The organism is Burkholderia sp. HI2714 (assembly GCF_002223085.1).
GTDB lineage: Bacteria > Pseudomonadota > Gammaproteobacteria > Burkholderiales > Burkholderiaceae > Burkholderia > Burkholderia lata_D.
Genome location: NZ_NKFM01000128.1, coordinates 1 through 1,940 on the forward strand (window position 1 = coordinate 1; position 1,940 = coordinate 1,940).

Annotated in this window: 4 protein-coding genes and 1 pseudogene; 2 read left to right on the top strand and 3 right to left on the bottom strand. The window is 60.4% G+C overall.

The window, feature by feature from the left end; translation table 11 throughout:
- Positions 1 to 224: 224 nt before the first annotated feature.
- A pseudogene (locus CFB82_RS41365) lies at positions 225 to 452 on the top strand (ATP-binding protein); the annotation flags it as partial.
- A 166-nt stretch (positions 453 to 618) separates the two neighbouring features.
- Positions 619 to 819 carry a helix-turn-helix domain-containing protein gene (locus tag CFB82_RS41370; RefSeq protein ID WP_256990783.1) on the top strand — a complete coding sequence of 67 codons (201 nt, stop codon included), beginning with the start codon at positions 619 to 621 and terminating at the stop codon, positions 817 to 819.
- Positions 820 to 826: 7 nt separating this feature from the next.
- Here CFB82_RS41370 and CFB82_RS41375 read toward each other — a convergent pair whose 3' ends face one another.
- From CFB82_RS41375 to CFB82_RS41385, 3 genes are read right to left on the bottom strand one after another with little or no spacing between them, the layout of a single operon-like run.
- Complete coding sequence (locus CFB82_RS41375) at positions 827 to 1,024, bottom strand: hypothetical protein (RefSeq protein WP_256990784.1); 198 nt, start codon at positions 1,022 to 1,024, stop codon at positions 827 to 829.
- 13 nt (positions 1,025 to 1,037) lie between these two features.
- Entirely contained in the window at positions 1,038 to 1,325 is a 288-nt protein-coding gene (locus tag CFB82_RS41380) for a helix-turn-helix domain-containing protein (RefSeq protein WP_089487944.1), read from the bottom strand.
- A complete protein-coding gene (locus CFB82_RS41385) occupies positions 1,318 to 1,629 on the bottom strand; it encodes a transcriptional regulator (protein WP_089487945.1) in 312 nt (103 codons plus the stop codon). Before CFB82_RS41385 ends, CFB82_RS41380 begins: the two co-directional genes overlap by 8 nt.
- Positions 1,630 to 1,940: the final 311 nt, after the last annotated feature.

A 1,940-nucleotide genomic window follows, 5' to 3' on the forward strand; every position in this document is an offset into this window, starting at 1 on the left:
GTTGAAGAAGGTCCTGCCTCAAGCGCGCGTGGATGTTCCCATCCGGTATGCTAGGTCCGTGGTGCGATGACTATCGGTAAGCGCCTCACGACGGCCGTCCGCGACACGATGCCCGCGTGAGGTGTGACTTCGGTCAGTACAACGACGCACTTCATCCAGATCTCCGGCAGTCAAGCTCTGCCGAAGTTAACAAATCTCAAGACGGTTTACAAGAAACACTTAACAGCGTTGCGATTACGACCAATCTGGACTTCGGTGAATGGTCCAGCGTGTTCGGCGACGCGAAGATGACGACGGCGCTGCTGGACCGCCTGACGCATCACTGCCACATCGTGGAAACCGGCAACGAGAGTTACCGTTTCCGCCACAGCAGCGCCAGTGAGAAGAAGCGCATCCAGTCGCGCGAGGCCTCGCGCAAAGGCAACACGGGTAGCGACCCGGCTGCGAACTGAGCGCCACGCGCGGTGGAAGCCGCTACGGGCTACGCCCTTCACGGCTTCCACCGCGCAGCACAGACGCACACATGGGAGGACAGGCAACCGGAAAAACCATACACTTATCCACACCCGGTCCACCATTGGACCGGCCTTCACCCCGGCTCAAAATTCGGTCGGCGCGGTGGCTCAAAATTCAATCGGCGCGGACACACAAGACTTCTCCCGCTCGCTCAACGTGCTCGGCTGGTCGCAGGCCGAGTTCGCGCGCCGCCTTGGCGTCGATCCGACAACCGTGTCCCGATGGGTCAGCGCCAGCAAATTCCCGAAGTGGGTCGGCGAATACTTGCGCCTCGCCGTGCTCGTGAAAACCGCGCTCGACTGACGGCGCGTCACGTGTGCGCAGGACGGTCGCGATCGGTCAGGTAATGATCGACGGCCGCGTGAAAATCCCGCGTCAGCTTGTCCACCGTCTTGCCGTGGAAACTGATTTCGTCGCTCACGTCGAGCACGCGGCCGATGAAGATGCGATCGCGCTCGTCGAACTCGATCCGGGCGACATACCCCTTATAGGCCATGCTGGTAGTCATGGCGCGATCCTTGTCACGCGGCCGGCTGAAGGTCTTGCAGCGCCTCGGGGTGTTTGACGGCCACGCGCAGCAGCGTTTTCGCCGCGCCGGTCGGGCTGCGCCGGCCTTGCTCCCATTCCTGATAGGTGCGCACCGACACGCCGAGCAGGTCGGCGAATTCGCTTTGCGACAGACCCGACTTAGCGCGGGCGACCGATGCGTCGGTCGGCTCGACCATTGTGACGCGCGCAGCCTTGCGCGCCTTCATGTTCCGCACCGATTGAAGCAGCTTGGCTTCGAAGTGTTCCTGATCCTTATCCATTGATGGCCTCACGAAGTTGGTTGAGCAGCTTGGTCGACAGATTGTCGTACTTCGCTTTCGAGTACGCGATCAAGAGCCAGATTTCGCCGTCATCCAGCAGGTTATAGTAGATCACTCGCGCGCCGCCGCGCTTTCCCATCCCGGCCCGCGCCCACCGTACCTTCCGGAGTCCGCCGGTTCCGGGAATCACGTCTCCGGCGAGCGGATTGTTTGCGATCCAGTTGATGAATTCTTCGCGTTCCGAGTCGCGCCAGATATCGGCCGCAAACTCTTGGAATTCGGTGGTTTCGATGATCGTGTACATGCGCTAACTATACGTCAATGACGTATATTCGGCAAGCGATTTTGCGTGCGCCTATACTTTTATGGTCCTTCCCCAATTACAGTGGGTGAAAAACCGGGGGAAGCTCAGTTTCGTCCACGACGAATTCATCCTTGCATCAACTTGTGTGCCGGTTCAGGGCAAGCGCCTGGCATGTGCCGAAGGTGGGGGGCGATCGCGGCCCCTTGCCATGGCGACTGGTCATGCGTGGTCGTCGTCGAGTTCGAACAGCGCGCGATCAACCGGACGGGACAGCGCGTCATCCATCATTTGTCGGAAATCCGCGGCATCCC

What these genes read in the sequence shown, in the direction of transcription:
- CFB82_RS41385 (WP_089487945.1), bottom strand. Translation starts at nt 1,629, where the DNA reads ATGTACACGATCATCGAAACCACCGAATTCCAAGAGTTTGCGGCCGAT.
- CFB82_RS41380 (WP_089487944.1), bottom strand. Translation starts at nt 1,325, where the DNA reads ATGGATAAGGATCAGGAACACTTCGAAGCCAAGCTGCTTCAATCGGTG.
- CFB82_RS41375 (WP_256990784.1), bottom strand. Translation starts at nt 1,024, where the DNA reads ATGACTACCAGCATGGCCTATAAGGGGTATGTCGCCCGGATCGAGTTC.